At 52.1% G+C, this 20747-nt stretch carries 23 protein-coding genes; 18 read left to right on the top strand and 5 right to left on the bottom strand.

The features are described from left to right. The first annotated feature begins 45 nt into the window (after positions 1-45). The gene (mntR, locus tag KZZ06_RS19110) at positions 46-510 is read left to right on the top strand and encodes a manganese-binding transcriptional regulator MntR (protein WP_219581634.1); all 465 of its coding nucleotides are present in this window, start codon (positions 46-48) and stop codon (positions 508-510) included. A gap of 32 nt (positions 511-542) precedes the next feature. Here mntR and KZZ06_RS19105 read toward each other — a convergent pair whose 3' ends face one another. Then, positions 543-848 carry a hypothetical protein gene (locus KZZ06_RS19105; RefSeq protein WP_219581602.1) on the bottom strand — a complete coding sequence of 102 codons (306 nt, stop codon included), beginning with the start codon at positions 846-848 and terminating at the stop codon, positions 543-545. 226 nt (positions 849-1074) lie between these two features. Continuing rightward, on the bottom strand, positions 1075-1359 hold the full coding sequence (locus tag KZZ06_RS19100) for a hypothetical protein (protein WP_257884481.1): 285 nt from the start codon (positions 1357-1359) through the stop codon (positions 1075-1077). Positions 1360-1531: 172 nt separating this feature from the next. Here KZZ06_RS19100 and KZZ06_RS19095 point away from each other — a divergent pair, with 172 nt between their 5' ends. The 15 genes from KZZ06_RS19095 to KZZ06_RS19025 are packed head-to-tail and all read left to right on the top strand — an operon-like array spanning position 1532 to position 13171. After that, positions 1532-1900, top strand: coding sequence for a hypothetical protein (locus tag KZZ06_RS19095; protein WP_121028225.1), 369 nt, complete (start codon positions 1532-1534; stop codon positions 1898-1900). Between the two features lie 46 nt (positions 1901-1946). Continuing rightward, positions 1947-2579: a lytic transglycosylase domain-containing protein gene (locus tag KZZ06_RS19090; protein ID WP_219581601.1), complete on the top strand. Its 633-nt coding sequence runs from the start codon at positions 1947-1949 to the stop codon at positions 2577-2579. Next, positions 2576-2866 carry a TrbC/VirB2 family protein gene (locus KZZ06_RS19085; protein WP_121028229.1) on the top strand — a complete coding sequence of 97 codons (291 nt, stop codon included), beginning with the start codon at positions 2576-2578 and terminating at the stop codon, positions 2864-2866. The genes KZZ06_RS19090 and KZZ06_RS19085 overlap by 4 nt, the downstream gene beginning before the upstream one ends. 12 nt (positions 2867-2878) lie before the next feature. Next, positions 2879-3157, top strand: coding sequence for a type IV secretion system protein VirB3 (locus KZZ06_RS19080; RefSeq protein ID WP_219581600.1), 279 nt, complete (start codon positions 2879-2881; stop codon positions 3155-3157). Continuing rightward, positions 3147-5510, top strand: coding sequence for a type IV secretion system protein B4 (locus KZZ06_RS19075; RefSeq protein ID WP_219581599.1), 2364 nt, complete (start codon positions 3147-3149; stop codon positions 5508-5510). Before KZZ06_RS19080 ends, KZZ06_RS19075 begins: the two co-directional genes overlap by 11 nt. After that, positions 5507-5758, top strand: coding sequence for a hypothetical protein (locus tag KZZ06_RS19070; protein WP_219581598.1), 252 nt, complete (start codon positions 5507-5509; stop codon positions 5756-5758). The genes KZZ06_RS19075 and KZZ06_RS19070 overlap by 4 nt, the downstream gene beginning before the upstream one ends. Next, positions 5758-6903, top strand: coding sequence for a lytic transglycosylase domain-containing protein (locus KZZ06_RS19065; RefSeq protein ID WP_219581597.1), 1146 nt, complete (start codon positions 5758-5760; stop codon positions 6901-6903). Before KZZ06_RS19070 ends, KZZ06_RS19065 begins: the two co-directional genes overlap by 1 nt. Before the next feature lie 53 nt (positions 6904-6956). Next, positions 6957-7745, top strand: a complete 789-nt coding sequence (locus tag KZZ06_RS19060; RefSeq protein WP_219581632.1) for a type IV secretion system protein — start codon at positions 6957-6959, stop codon at positions 7743-7745. Positions 7746-7758: 13 nt separating this feature from the next. After that, positions 7759-8412 carry a virB8 family protein gene (locus KZZ06_RS19055; RefSeq protein WP_219581596.1) on the top strand — a complete coding sequence of 218 codons (654 nt, stop codon included), beginning with the start codon at positions 7759-7761 and terminating at the stop codon, positions 8410-8412. Between the two features lies 1 nt (position 8413). After that, positions 8414-9115, top strand: coding sequence for a TrbG/VirB9 family P-type conjugative transfer protein (locus KZZ06_RS19050; protein ID WP_219581595.1), 702 nt, complete (start codon positions 8414-8416; stop codon positions 9113-9115). Beyond that, entirely contained in the window at positions 9112-10497 is a 1386-nt protein-coding gene (locus KZZ06_RS19045) for a TrbI/VirB10 family protein (RefSeq protein ID WP_219581594.1), read from the top strand. Before KZZ06_RS19050 ends, KZZ06_RS19045 begins: the two co-directional genes overlap by 4 nt. Further along, positions 10498-11484 (top strand): ATPase, T2SS/T4P/T4SS family, encoded by a 987-nt coding sequence (locus tag KZZ06_RS19040; protein ID WP_219581593.1) that lies wholly within the window; start codon positions 10498-10500, stop codon positions 11482-11484. Further along, positions 11481-11681 (top strand): hypothetical protein, encoded by a 201-nt coding sequence (locus KZZ06_RS19035; protein WP_219581592.1) that lies wholly within the window; start codon positions 11481-11483, stop codon positions 11679-11681. The genes KZZ06_RS19040 and KZZ06_RS19035 overlap by 4 nt, the downstream gene beginning before the upstream one ends. 1 nt (position 11682) lies before the next feature. After that, a complete protein-coding gene (locus KZZ06_RS19030; protein ID WP_219581591.1) occupies positions 11683-12084 on the top strand; it encodes a hypothetical protein in 402 nt (133 codons plus the stop codon). A 10-nt stretch (positions 12085-12094) separates the two neighbouring features. Beyond that, a complete protein-coding gene (locus tag KZZ06_RS19025; RefSeq protein ID WP_219581590.1) occupies positions 12095-13171 on the top strand; it encodes a type IV secretion system protein in 1077 nt (358 codons plus the stop codon). A gap of 56 nt (positions 13172-13227) precedes the next feature. On the opposite strand, the gene KZZ06_RS19020 is transcribed toward KZZ06_RS19025, so the two are convergent. From KZZ06_RS19020 to KZZ06_RS19010, 3 genes are read right to left on the bottom strand one after another with little or no spacing between them, the layout of a single operon-like run. Further along, positions 13228-15366, bottom strand: a complete 2139-nt coding sequence (locus KZZ06_RS19020) for a type IV secretory system conjugative DNA transfer family protein (protein WP_219581589.1) — start codon at positions 15364-15366, stop codon at positions 13228-13230. Beyond that, on the bottom strand, positions 15359-18088 hold the full coding sequence (locus KZZ06_RS19015; protein WP_219581588.1) for a relaxase/mobilization nuclease domain-containing protein: 2730 nt from the start codon (positions 18086-18088) through the stop codon (positions 15359-15361). Before KZZ06_RS19015 ends, KZZ06_RS19020 begins: the two co-directional genes overlap by 8 nt. Next, a complete protein-coding gene (locus tag KZZ06_RS19010; RefSeq protein WP_219581587.1) occupies positions 18075-18650 on the bottom strand; it encodes a helix-turn-helix domain-containing protein in 576 nt (191 codons plus the stop codon). The genes KZZ06_RS19015 and KZZ06_RS19010 overlap by 14 nt, the downstream gene beginning before the upstream one ends. Positions 18651-19367: 717 nt before the next feature. Between KZZ06_RS19010 and KZZ06_RS19005 the strand changes: the two genes are divergently transcribed. Together KZZ06_RS19005 and KZZ06_RS19000 are read left to right on the top strand one after the other, a co-directional pair. After that, complete coding sequence (locus tag KZZ06_RS19005) at positions 19368-20081, top strand: ParA family protein (protein WP_219581586.1); 714 nt, start codon at positions 19368-19370, stop codon at positions 20079-20081. After that, positions 20081-20683: a hypothetical protein gene (locus KZZ06_RS19000; protein WP_219581585.1), complete on the top strand. Its 603-nt coding sequence runs from the start codon at positions 20081-20083 to the stop codon at positions 20681-20683. Before KZZ06_RS19005 ends, KZZ06_RS19000 begins: the two co-directional genes overlap by 1 nt. The last annotated feature ends 64 nt before the right edge of the window (positions 20684-20747 follow it).

The raw sequence follows: 20747 nt of genomic DNA, 5'->3' as shown, positions 1-20747 counted from the left end.
TAATCTCTTGTCAATCGAAAAAATATGTTGCACATGGTTATGATGATGAAGCCGCATCCTGACCCCCTGACGGACAAGCCCGCCGAGACGCAGCGCCCGATTGAGTCGCAGGCCGAGGGCTTTGCAACCGTGCGCAATGCGCATGAAAGCGAGATGGCGGAAGACTACGTCGAGCTCATTGCCGAACTGATAGCCCTCCGGGGAGAGGCACGGCCCGTGGACATTGCCGAGCGGTTTGGCGTCAAACCACCAACAGTATCAAAGAACCTGACCCGCCTGCAGCGCGACGGTTTGGTCTGCCGGGAACGCTACCGCTCCGTGTTCTTGACCAAACCGGGTCAAAAGCTCGCCGATCACTGCCGCGCTCGGCACCGACTGGTCGTGAAATTCCTACTGGCACTCGGCATTCCGGCAGAGGTTGCGGAACGGGACGCCGAAGGTATCGAGCATCATGTGAGCGACGAGACCCTGGAAGCCTTTGGGCGCTTCGTTTCTGATCGGGCCGAATGACTCCGGACGAACTAACGTGAGTTGAATTGCTGTCAACCCAGGGCCACCCCCTCCCGCCGCCGATCATCTAATAATAGACATTGGCTCAATAACTTGGAAAGGCAGCAAAGTCTAAGGTTTGTGGCTGCTGTCAGCGCGAGCTGCAGCGGCGACAAATCCGACAAGGAGGAAAGCGCGGTTTGGATTTTGCCGGAATTGACACCGTTGAAGGTCCGGTTCGGTGAAATTTTCTGCAGCGCCGAGAAGATGCCGCCGCAGGTGCGAGGAAATGCTGCGTGAGCAATAACGACGTCGGCAAAAGTCGGCTGTGTCCCGCAGTGCGTGAGTTCATGCGCCATGCAGCGAAGGTCGGCTATGGCCCCTGCCCCAGTATCATCAATAGAAAATGCTAAGTGATTGTTTTCTTTGCAGGCGCAGTCTCATCATTGAAGGACTCCGACATTTAAAATTTTCGTACATCGGATACCTGCGAGTGGCGCGTTTTTTCGAGCGCCCCATCGGCGCAATGCGGTGAATAGATCAATCTACCCTGAGTAATCACAGTATCAACAAGCGGTTATTTCTTCAATTTGCCATTTGCTGAACGAAACGACCGTACTCCTGACTGACCTCTTGGGCCTCGGTGAACGCTCGGGCGCGCTCACCTTCCATGCAACGGAAATAGTCCTGAACATCAGAAATGTATGTTTCAAAATCTTGGCGGATCAGGTCTTCGTACTCTTTCGCAGCGGCTGGATCGCTTGGAACAAAAGGTCTGGATGGTGCCAAACAGGTCTCTGCCTGCACCGATGACGCCACCAAAACAAACCATACTATAAGAACGTATCTGATGTTCCGTGACGTTGACATGGTGCTAGCATCCCTAAGTAGCTTGGAAAAATCCAATTCAATGCGTATGGATGTCTTATACAAAGAAGTGCATCGAGTTACAATATTATAACTTGATGCACTCTTTATAATATTGTAATGCAGTGGAGCCTGAGAAGGGTTCCGCTGCTGCTATCTAAGGAAGGCCGCAGAAGTGGAGAAAGATATAACCAAAGAAGCTCCGAATGTGGTCACAGAAATTCACTTCAAGACCCTCATGCACAGTGGGTATCAAGCGGAGGTTGTTTGCAGGACAACCGCAACCAAGAAGGCAGCGGTGTGGTACGGCATTTGGATTATCCGCGTCGTTAACAAAGAACGAACCTACGAAAAGTTGCTTGTTCCCGCCCGTAAGAAATTGGGTGACGACGACGAAATTGCCGTTCGTACCTTCAAGACAGCTAACGGCCTTATCTCCTTCCTTGAGAGCATGGGCTTCCCGCAAATCAACATTCCGATGGTTGAAGGCGGTCGAACTACACACGTCTTACCGGACGAGCTTTTGGAGGGTCGCAACAGCTAGTGTTGCTGCTCTAACCCTCGCCAGCACCCCAGCCTTCTCGCAAAGTATGGTGCTGGTAATGAATGGCGACGGTTCACTTTCAGAATCGTCTTCCCAAGAAAATTTCACTCGAAACTACAACGATGGCGTGGGGCGAGGCTCTGCTGCCGACGGGTTGCAGCTCTTCGGCCAACAGGTAGATGAACCGGATCAGGCCTCAACCGCCGATGGTTTTCGTGTAGCGACTGTTGCCCCAAGAGGTGCCGTTCCTCGCCCTGAAATTCTCCAAGCAATCGACGCAACCGCCCTGCGGTATGCAAGTCACCCTGCCCTACGGCGGGCTGGTCTTTCGGTTACAGAATGGCGGCTGTTGTTCCGCTCAAACATTGAAATTGAAAGTGGTTACAACACCAACGTCCGCAGTTCTGTCGGTGCGATTGGGTTGGGGCAGCTTATGCCAGAAACAGCGCGCGATCTGAATGTTGATCCCCACAACTGGCAACAAAATCTCGATGGCTCGGCTCGGTATCTTCTGATGATGCTGGTCCAGTTCGGGGATGCTCAACTTGCATTGGCAGCTTACAACGCTGGCCCCAGTGCCGTGGAGCAGTACGCGGGTATTCCTCCCTACAGGGAAACCCAAAACCACGTCAGCCGTGTGCTGGCTGTTTTCAACAGGCTAGAGGGAGAAAACTCATGAAGCCAACAACGACCAATACGGTGACACTCTGCGGTGTGTTCCTGATGCTGGCACAACCGGCGTTGGCACAATCCATCGACCTGTCGCCAGTACAAAACGTCCTCCAAGGCATCGTTGACGCGATTACCGGCCCGCTCGGCATCGTGATCGGCACACTCGCTTTGATCGGCGTGTTTCTGTCGTGGCTCTTTGGCATCCTCGATTTCCGTCAGGCCCTTTGGGTCATTATCGGGATCGCGGGCATCGCTGCTGCACCAACAATCGTAGCTGCAATTTGGACCACGTAAGGAACTCTGCGAATGTCAGAACAGTCACCACTTTTTCTGGGCCTCATACGACCTCCCAAACTGCTGGGCTTGCCCATCATGTATGCGATGGTCTGGTTATTTGGCACTGTTCTGGTGTTCCTATGGGTGCAACATTGGGCGATCGCGCTGGTTGGCGTGATCGCCTACCCAATGCTGTGGAAAGCCGCCGATTGGGACCCGAATTTTCTCGACGTTGTAGCGACCACTCTCCAAGAGACACCGCCAACAGCGAACCGCAAAATTCATGGGGGTGATAGCTATGCCTCTTGAGAATGGCCTTGATCCGCTTTCACTGCTGCCAACATGGGTAGCGAAAGAAAAAGACCTCGCACACATGCTGCCATATGTCAGTCTTGTAAATGACCAGACGATACGGACACGGGGCAATGAGTTGTTCCAGTGTATCCGTCTTGGTGGCATCAACAGCTTTACCAAGGATGATGAAGAACTAGACAAGGTGCGCCGTCTGTTTGCTGCGATTGTAGCTCAGATCGGACAAGACTTTGCGTTCTATGTCCACAAGGTTTCTAAGGCGATTGACCACAATTTGCCACCAGTGGAGGGGGACGACTTCGCCGCCGCTGTCGATGCAAAATGGAGAGCTTCACTTGAGGGATATGGGATGCGGGATAAAACCCTCACCTTGACTGTCATCAACCGTCCTCCTGCTGGTTCCAAAATTCCATTCAAGCGGAAAAAATCTATCGAACAACTGGCAAAGCGAACAGAAAAGCGCCTTCGTGCTCTCGGTGAAGTCGTTGGATTTATCAGATCGACGTTTGCGGATATGTCGCCACGATTGCTTGAAACGTCCAATGGCGAACTCTTGGGCTTCCTCGGCGGTCTTAATACCGGTCAAGAATTGCCGCTCTATCAAGGCTCAAAATATGGTTATCTGTCGCAGGACGTCGCCAATACCCGCGTCACATTCAAAGGGGCGAATTTTGAACTTTCTGATGGGAATGCGGGCAAGCGTCTCGGTACGACCTTTGCGGTAAAGAACTACCCAGAGCAGACGACATGCACGATGTTCGATGAGCTCAACTTGCCAGTTGATATGGTCATTACGCACTCGTTCACACCGATTAACAGCAACATCATGTCGGAGCGCATCAAAAAGCAACAACGTCTGATGCGTGCTGCTGACGATGGCGCAATTTCACTGTTGGAAAACCTCACATTTGCTCGTGATGATCTTGAAAGCCGACGCCTTAGCTTTGGAGATCACCACATGACCGTAACGGTGTTTGCAAACACCGCTGCTGACTTAGATGATCTGTCCGGTGAAATTCGTAACAGCGCGGCTACACAGGGCGTCAAGCTGGTGAACGAGGGCTTTGCTGCCCGTACTCACTACTTCGCACAGCACCCTGGCAATGCTCCAAAACGAAGCCGAAAGGCCGCTGTTACCAACATCAACTTTGCTGACTTCGCGGCATTCCATCGGACACCTATGGGTAAGCGCGGGCATCAAGTTCCGTGGGGCAAGCCGATCACTATGTTGCCGACACCGGAACGCTCCGGCTTTTTGTTCAACTATCACGAACAAGGGTCGCCAGATGCGGAACCGACCAACGGACACACTTTGCTCTTGGGCCGTCAAGGTTCTGGTAAATCGGTTCTTTCGGCATTCTTCGCAACCCAAGCCCGCCGCGCCGGTGTTCGGGTGTTTTGCCTTGATTACCGTCTTGGGATGGAAATGGCTGTACGAGCCAACGGTGGGTCATATTCATCCATCAAAGCGGGTGAACCAACGGGTCTGAACCCGCTGTGGACGGAGACAGATGTTTCAGGGCAAGCATGGCTCAATGAATGGATTGAATCGCTATTTCTTCGTCCAGACAAACCGCTAACACCCCTTCAACGCTCAAAACTGCAAGACGTCATTCGCCAGAATAGTGAAGCGGCTGACCCTTCCTTGCGGAATTGGAAAAGTGTCGCATCCCTCTTTGCTTCTACGGATGATGATGGCGACTTGCAGCAACGTGCGCTCGAATGGGCGGCGGATGGCCGCTATGGGTGGATTTTCGGTCAAACACTCGAAGACTCCTTCTCGCTTGAAGGTGATTTCATTGGCTTTGATCTGACGGGCATTTTGGACAACGCAGGCGAGACAGAGCGGATGGCCGTCCTGTCGTATCTTTTCCGCCGGATTGAGCGGGTTCTCGAAGACAGAAAGCCCACACTGATCATCGTTGATGAGACGTGGAAAGCTTTAGACAATCACTATTTCGAGGCCAAACTCGCAAGTTGGTTGTTCTCAGTCCGTAAGCAAAATGCAGTCGTTGTGATGATGACGCAATTTGCTAGCCAGCTTGAGAAAACACGGACAGGCAAGACGATTGTTGAAGCCGTCCCGACACAAGTTTTGCTGCCTAACATCAAGGCCAAAGCATCTGATTTCGACATGCTCAACCTTCAAGATAAAGAACTCGACGTTCTGCTGAATACCGCCAGCACTTCACGTCTGGGCCTTGTGCGGGACGATCAAGGGTCCGTTGTCGTCAACGCCGACCTAAGCGCCCTTGGGCCATTACTAACCATCCTCGGTGGGATGGATAAAGGTGAACAGTTGGTGGGTGCCGATTACCGCCAACGCCCAGATTTCTGGAGAGTAGAATGAAACTGACTTCATTGATGATCTTGGCCGTGCTCGGCCTTACTGCCTGCGGCGACTATCAAGGGCTGCAAGCGAATTGTTTTGACGGTGGGAATAACGCCGCAAGCAACACAGCTGTTGTTACCCGTTCGGCCAACAACAGCTTAAATTTCCTCCCGCAGAGCGGTGATCGGGTTTCAACGTCAACTGCGCCTGTCTCCGACTGCACGTTCACCGCCCTTGGCGGTCCCGGTGGTGCGGAGGTCGAATAATGCGTTCAACCCTTTCATTGACGGCGATTGGCTTGATCTGGGCAACGTCCTCGCTCGGCCAAGGTGTGCCTACGGTTGATAGGGGCCTGATAATCAGGAATGAAGCCGCAAACCTCCGTCGTGAAGCTGACTTAGCGCAACAGGCACAAAGACTATCGACGGCGGAAGCTATCGCCGCGATTGAGGTAGAACAGCTCGACGTATTGCAACAAATTCTGGATGCTCAATCCAGTTTTGGTGGTCAGAACATACCGGGCATGGTGCAAGGTCTTGAAGATGGCGCACTGCCTGAACAATCGACTGATGTGTTGTATTCACCAACGGACAGTAACCCCGGCGGCGATCAGATGTTTGGGGATGCGAACCTCAATATTGAACAGCTAATCATCCGTGTGGCGCAAGAAACCCACGGATTGAATGGCGTAAGCCAAGCGGGTCTTTCGGTTGTTCAATGGCGTTGCCTTCTTCAAGCTCTAATTTGGCAAGAAAGCCGGTTCACGATTGGCGCTCGTTCGCCTGTCGGTGCGTTCGGATTGACACAAATCATGCCACCTACTGCCGGTGATCTGGGTATCTATCCAGCATATTACGATAGTCCGTACTTGCAGGTCGAGGGTGGCGCACGATACCTCGCACAAATGCTGCGCATGTTTGATGGAAATATCATCCATGCTCTCGCTGCCTACAATGCGGGGCCAGGGAATGTGCAAACCTACGGTGGTGTTCCTCCGTTCAAGGAAACCCAGCATTATGTGCAGGTTATTCCCACAAAATATAACGAATACCTGACCCGTGTTGGCGGCATTGATGCCCTAGGCACGATTGATCCGGCATTATTGGCAAACTCGAACCTCTCAATTTCGGGCAGTGGTGCGAGCTTTTATGCCAATAGCTCAATGCAAAATGTTGAAGCTGCGGCGCTCCGCATCCGCAACATTGTTCAACGGATTGGTCAAACGCAGGACATTCAAGAGTCGATGGCTGTGAACACGTATGCGCGGGCCGAACTGGTGCGCCTCGTGGCTGTCCTTACCCGTCTCAAAGCTGCCCAAACTCGCCCCTTGAGCGACGCACAAATGGCTATGGCCGCTGCGCAGCTACAAGAAAATCAATTCATGGACTTCACATTGGAGGATCTCGACTAATGGAAAAATTTACTAAAACACGGAAAATCTTAGGCCGTACAATCACAGCAACAATGATTGGTGCCAGCGCCTTGGTTGTGGCCCCTGCCCTAGTCGGTGGTGCTGCTGCATTTGCTCAAGGTGTCCCGACTGTTGACGTTCAAAACATCGCCCAAGAGATTAACCAGCTTCGTCAAATGATCGAAGACGAAGTGCTGCAAAACGAACAGTTGCAGCAAGCATTGGCACAGTTGGATACCTTGCGCGATCAGTATGCCCAACTTCAAGAAACGTATGCCGCCCTGACTGGTTTAATGGAACTGCCGGAAATCATCACAACGCGGTTTGAAGACGAACTCAACGGTGTCTTGGATCAAGAATTTGGCGACATTCTTGGCACGATTGATGCGATCAAAAACGGCGATTGGTCCCAGCTTGCAGGAAACGGCGCAGGCGGTATTCGCACTCAAATGGACCGTGTTCTGTCCGACGCCGGTTTTGATGAAGATACCTTGTCGGAAATGGCAAACAGCGGAACGCCGGGTATCGAGCGCACGGCCCAGCAAGCGACAACAAGTGCTGTCATGTCGGCAGCTGCTCAAAACAGCTACGAAGAAGCCGGACAGTCGCTTGAGCGCGTAGATCGTCTCGTTGGTCTGATCGGCGACATGGAAGAACTCAAAGACAGTGTTGATCTGAACACGCGGGTTACAGCGGAACTTGCAATCGCTCTCGTTGCCCAATGGCAGTTGGAAGCGGTTCAAACGGTTGGCGCTGGTCAAGCTGGCGTCATTGATGCCGCCACGTTGGCCGAAGAACAACAGTTCATGGACTTCACACTGCCAACGCTTTCGGCTGATTGAACGGGGAAATACTGTGGCTACTGACAAGGAATACATCGAGGAAGAGTTGATTTACGGCGCACGGCGTCGTGAGCAACTCTGGCAAAAGCTCGGGTTGGCTGGAATGGCATTTGGGGTTTTTGGGTGCTTGGCTGCTGCGGCGGTCGCTGTTCTCGATGTGGACCCCGCGCCTGTAGTCGTACCCTTCAATCCAGAAACCGGGATGGCCCTACCGAACGCAACGGTTAGTGCCGTTGCTGTTACAGAAAATCAGGCAATCATTGAGTCTGTCGTTTTCCGTTATGTGACTGATCGGGAAACGTACAATCAGCTTGATAACGATGTCCGCGTCCGCGCCATCCTTGAACAGTCTGATCGTGCTGCTGAAGCGTCAATGAGGGCGCTCTGGGACAGTGCTAACCCAAATTACCCACCAACACTTTATGGCCCCACTGCTCGTCTTGAAGTGGAAATTCTCAGCATCAACCGCATTGGCGTCAACAGAGCGCAAGTTCGGATGCGTAAGCGTCTGACCTCAAACCAAGGGGTTCAAGGCGGTCTGTTTACCGCAACCCTGCTCTTTGACTTTAGGCCGGAAGAACGGCGCTCAATTGACGATGTTTGGGCGAACCCATTTGGCTTCACCGTCACTGAATATGCAATTCGCTCAGACAGATTGGAGAACTAAAATGAAGGCATTGAAATTCACCTCTCTGTCACTGGCCCTTTCGCTCTTTGCTGGTCCGGCCTTGGCAGAATACATCCCGCGATCCGGCCCAAACGATAGCCGTGTTCGTTTGGCTACATATCAAGAAGGGCAAGTGTATCGGCTGAACGTCAGCTTAACCCATGTGACGTCTATCGAGTTTGGTCAGGGTGAAACTATCCGCTCAATCATCGCGGGTGATACCGAGGGTTTCCAACTTGATGGAGTTCCCGGTGGTCAAGCGTTTGCGGTAAAACCTAATGCTCGCGGTGTTCATACAAACATCACGGTCTACACCAACCGTCGCAGTTACTATTTCAACGTGCAGGAAGCATCATCCCCAACGTACTACGTGGTCCAGTTTCGGTATCCCGAGGACAACGCTCGCCCTGTTAATGCCGTTGCACAACAAGCACCGAACTATAATTACGCAGCAAGTGATAGGACGGCATTTACCCCAACGGCTGTTTGGGACGATGGGACATTCACGTACTTCCGTTTCGCTCGCAACGCGCCGGTTCCTGCGGTCTTTCGCTCTACCAATGGTCGCGAGCGAACCGTCAATTCTCAGCAAATCGAAGACGGAGTGATGCGTGTTTCAGGCGTCAGCGGGCAATGGGTTCTTCGCCTCGGCGACGAAGTTGTCTGCATCCAAGTAACATCAAATGGAGGTGTTGGGTCATGAGCGAACAGGATGATCTAAGAAAGCGTCTAGCCGAACTGGACGGGACTGACCCCACCCCTGATGCTGGTGCGCGGAAAAAACCATCAGCGGCGGTAGCCGTAGTCGGGATCGTGGGTATCGCCGCACTTGGTGGACTGGCTTATGTCAGTTTGCAGCCAAGCGTCGATGTTCCCATGCCAGTGGCACAGCCAGATGAATTTCAAAACGAGGGCGACAGCTTTGGAGAAATTGAACCTTTTGTTCCTCCTCCAACCCCAGCTCCTGAAATTCAGATTGTAGAAACGCCAACAGAACCCAACGCAGAACTGTTGGCACAACTCGCCGCTCTACAAACACAAATTGAAGCATTGCAAAACGCCCCCGAACCGATTGTCGAAGACGACACGGCGGCGGCTGATGCAATCAACGCTTTGGGCGAACAAATTGCAGCATTGCAGGCGTCGTCCTTGACTGCGCAAGAGAATTTCCAAACCGAGCTTGAGCAACGTGATCGCGAGTTGGAACAATTGCGCATGGACTTAGAACTTGCGCAGCTTCAACAGCCGACACCCGCGCCTCTTGATCTGGGACCATCGCAAGATGATCTGTTAAAGCAAGAACAGTTGCGTTTGGAACGCGAAGAAGAAGCGCGTCGTCTGGCGGAACTAGAGCGCCGTCGCGCCCAAGAGCTTGCCTTTCAACAGGCACGCATTGAATCTCCTACAATCGCCTTTGGTGGCGGTGCTGGTGCGGGCGATGAAAGCGGCTTAAGCGAACGCACATTTGGGGCTGTCCAAGACTTTGTGACCAATGGTGCTGCACCGACACAGGTCACGCAGGCTGAAATTATCGCAAATCCGGGCAACACTGTCGTTCAAGGCACCATGATCCACGCCGTCACTGAAACTGCATTGGATAGCTCCCTGCCTGGCCCGATCCGCGCCATCATATCAGAGGACGTTCATTCCTTTGACGGTTCTCGTGTGCTTATCCCGCGTGGTTCCCGTTTAATCGGACGGTATCAGTCAGGCGTCGAAATTGCGCAGCAACGTGTGACCGTGGCATGGGACCGGATTATCCTCCCGAACAACCAAACCGTAGTTATCAGCTCCTTCGGTGGCGACGAACTCGGCCGCTCCGGTGTTACCGGAGTTGTTGATACCCGTTTCGGCGAACGCTTTGGTTCGGCGGCACTGATTTCGTTGATCACTGCCCTGCCCGGTGCTGCTGCTGCGCAAGTGGAAAACGAAACGACAGCAGAGGTTCTTGAAGACGTTGGCGACGATCTGTCAGACAGCACAGATTCCGTCCTCAGCGAATACCTTGCAATCGGCCCTGTGATCTACGTTGATCAGGGATCACGTATCACTGTGATGGTTGATCGCGACGTGGAGATTTTCTAGATGGCAACGCATTTTGAATACACTCTGGATCAACTCGTAGACGCCAAAAGGGATGATGTGATTGAAATTTGCATCAACCCCGACGGCTCGATCTGGGGCGAATTTCAGGGCGACCACTTCATGCGGCGGCTAGAAACCCAGTGGAGTAAAAAGCAGGTTGGTGATCTAGCGACACAAATTGCGGCTGCGGCGGAAACACAAATCAGTCGTGCCAAGCCTATCGCCTCCGTTAGCGTCGATTATCATGATCGGCCTGTACGTGCGCAGGTGATCCAAGACCCCGTTGTACGGGGCGGATATTCAATCGCGCTTCGCTTTTTTTCAACTATGTCTCTGGATGACATTAAGCTGAAATTCCTCTTTGGTGAGGAAGTCAGTCTCGAAGGCAATCGCAAGTCGCGAAACCAAGAACTACGGAAAATCGTTGCGACTGGCGATATTGAGGCAGCTATCAAATACTGTGTCGAAAATCGTCTGAACACTATCATTTCGGGCGGCACATCGACGGGTAAAACTGTCCTATGCCGAAAGGTAATCAGTTACATCGCCGACGAAGAACGTTTGATCACTATTGAAGAAGCCGCAGAGCTGGTTCCAACGCAACCAAACGTGGTGACGCTGATTTCAAACCGTGACGTAGAGGTACAATCGGCTGATGTGCTTTTGACTTCAACCTTGCGGATGCGTCCAGATCGCATCGTTTTGGGTGAGGTTCGGGGCAAGGAAGCTATGACGTTCCTTGAAGCAATCAATACCGGTCACGGCGGGTCAATGACGACGCTTCATGCGGAAACGCCGCAGTTGGCGGTTCAACGGCTAGCAATCGCCGCTCTAAAAACTGATGTGCCAATGACTTACCAAGATATGATACAATATATTGAAAGCTCGATTGATGTTATAATTCAAGCCGGTCGCCATGAAGGCAATCGGGGCATCACGCAGTTTTACTTACCCGGTGCAGTGAAAGACGAAGGAGATGGAAAATGAAAAAGTTTGCGAATGAAGTCTTGGACTTCGACCTGACTAAAAAAGGCCAACATGAAGCTATGGCGAAAGCACTCACCGAATGGGGCGCTGCGGGCTTTGAGCTCGTTGCGGTCGTGGCATGTGGAGAATTCAGTCTCCAAATCAAAGTCTTTTTTAAGCGTGCAGAAACCGAAAATGAAAAATCGGAGGCCGCGTAAAATGAGAGTCTTTGCTGTCGCTGTTGCATTATCCGTTGCCGTTGCCGCTCCCATGAGCGCAATGGCTCAAAGCACAACCGCAATCGGACAAGAGGGCCGAACTTGTCACGACCGGCCAGCACGGCCTGAGTGGATCGAAAATATAGATGTTCGGGAAGCTCATAAAGGGGTTCTCGTTCAAACAATGTATCGCGCCCAAGGGATGCAGACAGTGGCGGAAACCGGCGAATGCACTTGCGACAATAGGTTCCCATCGTGGGATGCCGCTCAAGAACAGTACTTCGAAAATTATTCAGCGATGGAACGCTGGGAAATTCTGGACAGAAATCGAAATTATTTGCGCGCTGCAAATGACAGCATGAAAGTCGCAAGACCTATCTGTGAGCAACAAGGCAACTGGTGAGGCACACTGAATGACGGTCGTAACATATCTTGTAGAAACATCGGAGAATTACCTAGACGCCGCTGCTGAAACTCAGTTTGGCTTCGTCGCTTCAACCGTTGGGACACTTATCGTTCTGGCTGCAACTGTCATGCTGGCTTTTGTATTTATCAACATGGTCCTTCAGGTGCGATCTATGGACGGGAGGACCGCATTTTGGTTAGTAGTGAAAATTACTTTAGTGGGGTTGTTTGCAACTAACTGGATACAATTTAACTCCCTATCGTCAGGAATATTGAACGGAATTGATAGTATAGCTGGCTCTCTCGTTGCTTCTGTAGGAGGCGGTGCACCTGGCCCGTCTGGAACATTCTCAGAAGAGTTCGACGGCTTGATCGCGTCTTTAGGTGACTACTTAAACGCGGCTGGATCAGAATTGAACTGGATGGCAGGGGCCATGTTGGACATTCTGGGTGTCTTGATGCTGTCCGTTCTAGGAGGGCTAGCAGCATTTATCCTTGTGGCCTCACGCTTGATGATCACGCTGCTGATTGGGATAGCTCCGATTATGATCTTCCTTACGCTTTTCGATGTCACCAAGGATTACTTTGCGCGTTGGTTGTCGGCCTTAATCTCATTTGCGATTTATCCAATCGTTGTAGCGGGTGTCTTCGCTACCATAACTGGTGTTGCCGGGGGAATCCTCAACGATCTTGGTGATCCGACGCTTGCCGTCAACATTGGTGCGCTTATCCCGTTCTTCATGCTGATCCTCATGGCTAAGGGATTCATCATCGCAACGCCTTTCATTGTCCGGTCAATATCTGGCAACATTGTTATGCCTGCTATGACAAGTGGCTTAGGCGGGTCATATGCGTTTAGCCGTGCGATGGGTGGCAGCAAACAGGCATACGCACGTGAGCGGGTTGGTACTGCCACTGGCGCTGAAATTGCAGGCCTGCGGGCACGAGAAGCAATGGGCTTCAAAAACCCTAACACCTCGTCGCCACAGCCCGCCAACAATTCTCAGCGAGCCCCGCAGCCAACCGGTACCGGCGCGCAACAACAGCGCCTCAAGGACAGGTCAGATAGACTTGCAGGTAAGTAGAAAAACAAAAGGCCCGCTCAATCGAGCTGGCCTTTTCTGTTCGTATGCCGCGATCACTAAGCGGCGGAAACCGATACACCCCCCTGCCCTTCTCCACCCATTTCAGATTCCATCAACGACAAAGCATCGTCAGCGTCTTGCATGGCAATCCTGTTTTCCTCTGTAGCTTCGACTTGATCGGGGAACTGCAACTTCTGTTGTTCCGCAAGATCAAGCTGGCCTTGTCGATCCTCAAAGTCTTTAGTCGCTTTTGCAATCGTCTTCGCTTTGCGACTTGAAGTCTTGACCTGCACCCTTTCTGGCAAGTTGTTAGCCAATCCAATAGACGCAGCATCCGTATCCAAGCTGGCCCCAACACTGTCAGTTTCATTGGGACTTTTACCTTCGTTGCTCTCTTGTGGCTCGTCCTGTTGCCCAACCGCGGATCCACCTTCCGGCATTGGCTCTTGCCCTGCAACAGGCCGATCCATTGGGCTTTCAGATGTTGCAACAGGTGCAGCCGGTCCCGCCGCCGCCTGCTCAGACAAAGGCGTTGAAGCAATCTCCTTTTCTGGAAACGGTAAGTCGCCCTTCTGTGCACCGTGGATCGCTTTGAAAAATGGATCATCGAAATACTGGATGCGCTTGGCTCTGATTGGCATTTGAGCATCAACAACAATAATGACTTCATCAAGCGGGAGGCGTCGAGCTTCGTCCTCCGGCAACAATGAAGTTTCTTCAGTACGTTCGGACATGCTGCGCCCTTCAAACGGGTTTTTCCCGATTGAACGCGACCGTGTGACAACCCGCTTCGTTGTTTTACCTACCGCTTTGCTCAATTCCTCGACGGTCTTTTCATCCGATGGGGTCAGATACAATTTCACACCTGCGTTGCCCTGCAAGGCGCGCCTGGTGTTTTCGCCGTATATCTCGTCCAAAGCTGGGATCGTCTGCGTAACGATAGCCAAGTGTCCTCGATACGACCGCAACGTCTCAATGCTGTCAGTGACAATAGGCATTTTGCCAAGCCGATTGAACTCATCGAGCATAATCATAACCGGCCACGGTTCATCAGCGCCCGGTTCTTTGTCTTGCATGGATGAAATCAGGTCTGAAAAGAACAACCGGATCAATGGCGCCAGAGGCTTCACCATGTTGGGCGAAACAACCAGAAAAACAGAAAACGGCTTCTTTCGGATAGTGCGAAAATCGAAATCTGAAACCTGTGTTGCCTTGTCGATCGCTGGGTTGCTCCACTGATCCAAACCAGACGTCATAAGCAGCGATACGTAGGACGTCAGTGTGTCGTTGTTCGTTGAGGCCAGCCGCTCCATGATCAATTTAGCTGCACGGTTCGTGACTTCATCCCTGCGGTCCATGAACTCTTTTTGCTTGTTACCGCCGCTGGCCGTGATCCTGTAAATCTCGCCCAAAGTGGGATTGCCCCGTTGGAAGGCCAAAAGGCCGGCTGCGACGAACAGATCAATACCGCCCTTCAACAGACCTTGAACGCGGTCGCTATCAGCCTGCAAGAAAAGAGTAGCAAGTAACTGTAGCTCCATCTGTTGACGGTCGGGATCTTCCAATTCCGCGATGCGCAGCAAGGGATTATATCTGTGGCTGCGTCGGTCATGCCAGTCTGTCGGTGCGAAACGGTAAACCTCGTCACCCTGGTCCGCTCGATGCCGCGCAGTTGCTTCAAAGTTTTCGCCTTTAACGTCCAGCACAACGGCTGACCCTTTGAAAGTCAGTAGATTGGGGATTACAAAGCCGGTTGTTTTACCCCGACCCGTTGGGGCGACGATCAAAGCATGTGGAAAAACTTTCGAGCTGATGAGTTTACCGTTGCCCTTCGCCTTCCCCAGCTTGCCAATAATGAAGCCTTGGCCGGGTTTATTGAAAAACCCGTTCTTCTTCATATGCGTCGATGTCTGCCACACAGTCTTACCAAACTTGGTCAAGGCGTTCCCTGACAAGACGGCACTCAATAGCAGACCAGCAAGTCCGAAACCGCCGACAATGAGGTTCACTAAGCGGACATCATCTGGTCGATATTGCTGTAAGCCAAGGTAGTTTTGAGCCAACCACATGAAGTCCAAATCGGCATTCATGCCAAAGTCTCGGAACGTCAAAAACGCTGTAGCGATTACGTAGCCGATGGCGAGAAACAGCAGGGTCAGCAGGACGATGCCTGTCGCGATTTTGCCCTTATCCATGAGTCTGACCCTTCTCTGTGTTGGCGTGAACCTGCTTCAACCTTACGGCGTCATATTCCTCGTCGTTGATTTCAGAAATGACCTCGCGTGTGGCTTCGCTATTGGCGGTTGCCTCGTCAGATTGCAGGTAGGCTTTCGCGGCGTACAGACGGTCAAGACGGTTATCAATGACCTCTGAAAGCGCGTCTGCATCACCTTTCTTGAGCGCTTCTAGTTGTTCATCATTCAACTCGCGTTCAACATCGTCACGGAAGGTATGTTCGCCACCAAATTGGTCGAATGGTCCGTCGATCTTTTCGACTTTCTCATGTTCAATAACGCGGCGCATTTCGGCGCTTTCGACTTGATCGGTACGATACGGCCTAACTGCGTTGTCGAACTCACGAAGCCGCTCCAGCTCGAATTTCTGACTGGCTTCGCTATACGCTTCATGGTCTTCATGCTCATGTTCTCGGAACTCGCGCGTATCTTGACGCAAAAGCGCAGAACGCATCATGTCGCCATACTGATCCGCCGTGTCTTTTAGATATTCGTCGGTGCGCTGCCGTTCTTCGAGTGACATTGTTCCATCGTTTCGGTCTTTGGCGAGTGTCGTGAATGCCTCTCCCATTGCCACGCCGTCAATCTTTCCACCTGCTTGATTGCGCTCGATACCAAGCCGTTCAAATCGTGCGTAGTCGCTCGTCGGGTTTTCGTACTGCTCAATGACACCACGGTCGATTTGCTGGGCGGTAGTTTCATTGTCGTTTCGAACTGCAACAGTATCGCGTTGTCCTTCAACAAATCCGTTCGGCTTGTCCAAATCGGTGCCAAGTTTATCCCATGCCCTTGACGCAAGTTGCGCATGCGCTGATGACTTTGCGGCGAAGGCTTCAAACTGCACCTCTCGGTCTTGCTGCAATTTTGCGTCGTTCTCTGATCCATCCAGAAATTCGCCAGTTTGGGTAAGATCATTCTCCAACGCTTCAAATTCTCGGCGATCCTGACGGCTCATTCCGATCAATTCGGGGTTTTCATCAATGCGCTGCTCGGCCCGATCCGTCATTTCAACGGTGTAGCCGCCAATGACAGAGGCAGGCATACCGGCGCGTTCCATAGACTTCATATTTTGTTGGAAGGCGTCCGATACGACTTCTTCACGCCCAGCCTTCGCAATACCTTCAATTTCGGCCCGCTCGGCCCCAGCTTCGGCCCTAAGTTGGTCGGCAATGTCATTGCGATAGTCTTCGTCTGCTGCATTTTCCATCATGCTTGCAAATTCTTCGTCAGATGGGCGCTCTTGATCATCGCTGTAGACAATCCCATCATCTTTAAGCACTTCGGCCCTCTCAAGTGTCTCACCCAACCGAACATGTGCTGCGTCCAGTTTTTGTGCGGCAACAGCCAAGTCCTCCTGCCGTTCAAGATTCAACCCGTCTTCCTTGGCAATCTTGGATAAATCGTCTGCAATCCAACGCTGCTCAAGTGACGCATTGCTGGCCCCCTGCTCTACCCTCGCAATGATCGCAGATGACGAAATTCCGGTGCCGCGCAATGCTGTCTCGATCTGTGCGCGTGTTTCCGGTTCCTTCATTGCACCAAGACCGTCTTTATTGATGTTAGTTTCCGAGTAGATGCCAGTATCAGACGGCGCATCGTTCAACGTCTGTGATCGCACGCCCATGGGCTGCATGTGGGCTACATTCCGGTAAATCTGATCCAACTGCTTCTCATATCGCGCTTTCATGCTGTCTGGTGCATCGCGCACAAACTGCTCAACCCGCTCTGCCCGTTCTGCGAAACGGCCACGAAGATCGTCAAAGGACTCTTGGTTCGCCATGTAAATCTCTCCATCTTGTTCAAGTTTGCCGCCTGCTGCGAGTATTTCGCCCGCACGAAACAAGGCGTTTGCAATGTCTTCGCGGTTCTCGTCATTGGCCTCAGCCGCCAATGAACGATATGCTTTCGCTGTGGTCGCAATTTCGGCTAACGCGCGGTCCAGGTCGCGACCGACCCTTTCACGCTGAACCGGCTCACGGTCCTCTTTTTTCGCTTCGTAAATTTCTTTTGTGCGCGGGGCATAAGTTGTGTCGCCACGATCAATGCGCTTGGTAGCTTCAAGCCTGACACCAACCTTTTCAGCTTCCTCGACCATCGCTGTACGGAAGTCGTCGTAGTTAAAGTGGTGGTCCCGCCCCAGATAGAAAAACTCGCCCTCTTGGGACTTGCGGTTAATGACTATGTGGGCGTGTGGATGATCCCGGTCTTCGTGGATCGCGATGATGTAGTCAAAATTGCGGTCGTCATTGGCAAAAAAACGCTCGCTAACTGCTGCCGATATGTCCCGCACATCTTCGCCTTTAGTCCCTTTTGGATAAGACATGAGCATATGGGTCGTATGGCCCATCTTTGGGCGGAAACCCTCACTCCAGCGACCCGAAAAACGATCAACAACGCTCTTGATTTCATCAGCATTCAACTGCTGTTTACCGTCAAGAACACCTCGGCTATCTACGATATGAGAGGATTTCGTTGTTAGATATTCGAGTTGATTGGTCAGCTCTTTCTTTGTCTGGCATCCCCCTGACCGGACTGGCTTGAACACCGCTGATCTGTGGCCCTTGGCTGCGCGGACCATTTGTGGCCGCTTTTGACCAAGGCCCTGCATCGACCCACGAACTTTGCTCCATCCCTCGCGGAAAATCTCACCAGTAACGGCGCTGACTGCATCATTCCTCGCCATCGACCAACTCCTTCATGGCTTCATTGATCAAAATACTGATCCCGTCAGTTCTGCGGCGGGTCAAAAGATCAACTTGGTCTGCGAAGTCCAACACGAACCCAGCGAGGCTACGCATCTGACCCAAACTTGATGGACCAAATGACGGCCTCATTCCCTTGTTGTTCGCCTCGTTCATCCTCTTTGCGATCTGCGTCACGTTGTTGCCGACGCGATTTAGGGCTGCGCGAAAGCCTTTGAGCTCATCGGCAAGATGTTCGTCAGGCTGAAAAACGCCATTCGCAGCTTGGATCAAACGCCGCATACCGTCAGATCGGCTGGTGATGCCGTGCCGTCCAAGCAACGCCTCAAAGTCGCGCAATTCCTCCGGTGTGACTGTTGTTCCAATCTGAGCGGTTCGTATGCCGCTATCGCGTTTTCGCAACTTTTCGCGGCGGACGGTGTACTGGATCGTTCTCGGCGTAACGCCGAAACGCTTCCCAAGGACCTGAGCCGAAACGCCTTTGCGCGTTTCACGGACGATTTCCAATCGCTCCAAATCAGATAAGCGTCGGCGGCCAGCCATGCGAACATACACTCCCTATTTCCTGCCACCTTCCATACAATCACTTAGGCTTCGACACAATTATAAAGTTGCACCGCTATCATAATATTGTCGAAGTCGTTAAAAGTGAATTGTATTCAATTTCAGACCGAACCCTTGGGTGAGGTCGTGTCGAGCCAAAGGCGAGACCGGCCCAGAACCGTAGGTGTCGGCCCAAGCCTAAAATGCGCCGCCTCGCGGCCCATAAGCACTTTAGGCCCCTGCCCTACCAAAATCACCGAGAATGCCCGCTGTGGCCGCGCTCCTGCCCCCTCACGCCGTATATCAGCACATGGCGCGCCCTCGATTGAACCTCGTCGGCATTATTTGGGCTTTGCGTTCCAACAGCACACGAAACACAGAACAAGCAACACGATACGTAATTATTCTAATTCTCAAGACACAAGCAACAAGGCGCACTCGACACAATACAAGAAACACTGCGCAAGTCACAAGCGACACTAAACCAAGGACACCGAACACCTAACAACAACCACAAAACCAGAAACAAGAGACACAATACCAGATACAAAACACCGCACACGATACACGCCACACACGACACAACACCGCACACTAGACAAGGAACACCAGACACAGCACCGTACACGATACAGGGAACACTTGACACAATACCTATGACAAGCGACAACGAACCAAATGCAAAGAACACCAGACAAGACACAGGGAACAGGGCACATGCCAAACGAAAATATGAAAGTGATTGCGATCATGACGCGGAAAGGTGGGGCAGGTAAAACCACCCTGACCCGCGCATTGGTCAGCGCCGCGATGTCACGTGGAAAACGCTGCCTTGTGTTTGACGCCGACCCGCAACAAGCATTGGCACGTTGGGCGAACAAGCTGGAGATCAGTGACCCTTTGTTCTCGATCGAGCCTCTGACTGTTGTAAAAGACCTGTCCGAAAAAACGGACGCCGCATATGAAAACGATACTGCCGATTACATCTTCATCGACACAATCGGGGCGGCGGGCGCCTGGGCGGATGATCTGGCCGCTGAAAGTGATGCTGTCGTAGTCCCGATGATGCTCAGTGATGACGATCTTGAAATCACTACCGACACATTCAACTGGTATGTTGGATTGCGGGAACGAGCCGAAGACCCCGATGCGCTACCATCATTTCATGTTGTGCTGTCGAACGTGCCAGCAAAACAAAGCAAGGCCGAACTAGAAGTCGAACGCCAAGCAGTATCACAATTTCCGGTCATGGAAGATTATTTTATGCAACGGAAACAACACAAGGACGCGTCAGCTGAGGGATTTATCCATCAGATCGCAATAGACCGTCGCAACAGTGAAAAGCCGTTGATGCGTGTCCATGCAAAACACTTTGATGAAGCCCTTGAAGAAGCAACGTCCATCTTGGATGCGCTGACGGAGGGGAGCTAATGCCGCGTAAAAAGAGAACCGCCATCAAAGGCTCAGATCCGGCATACACATCGGATTTTTCGCAGCCTTTACCGACACACAAGGTTGCAGAGAAACCAGAACCGATACCTTCACCAACAGTGCCTTCAACCCAGCCAGTCAAACCGCAAAAATCAGAACCAAAGGCAAAAGCTGAACCTGCACCAAAACCTGCCCCCAAGCCTATCGTCAAAGCCGCTCAACCAGCGGCGAAACCAGACGTAGGCGAAAAGCGCGAAATAGCGTTGTCTGCGGCGGTAAAAATTGAGCAAAGCGAAAAGCTGACCGCTTTGGAAGCCAAAGGTATTTCAGCCAAGGACGCCATAACATTGGCAGGCAGACGGGCCGTAGAACAATTTGAACCGAAGGCAGCTTTCGTAGAAAAAACCGACACGGAACGGATGCCAATGCGCCAAGGCTACAAAAGCACAAAACGCATACCGGCTGCGATGCTGGATCAACTCCGCCAAGAGCATGACCCCCTTGGCCTGTCATCTGACGGCGCAATGATGCGCGGTCAGTTTGAACCTCTGTTTTGGTCCTGCCTCGATGCTGTCATTGAAGAACTAAACAGCAAGTATTGATAGAAGGATCGGCAAAGCCGCTCCGCAATATCGTTAAGAGGGGGAAGGAGTTTCGACTTCCTTC

The sequence above is a fragment of the Sulfitobacter sp. CW3 genome, from assembly GCF_019392245.1.
In the GTDB taxonomy this organism is placed as follows: domain Bacteria; phylum Pseudomonadota; class Alphaproteobacteria; order Rhodobacterales; family Rhodobacteraceae; genus Sulfitobacter.
The sequence above is the reverse complement of the archived record's forward strand: the minus strand, read 5'-3'. Positions and strand labels throughout refer to the sequence as shown.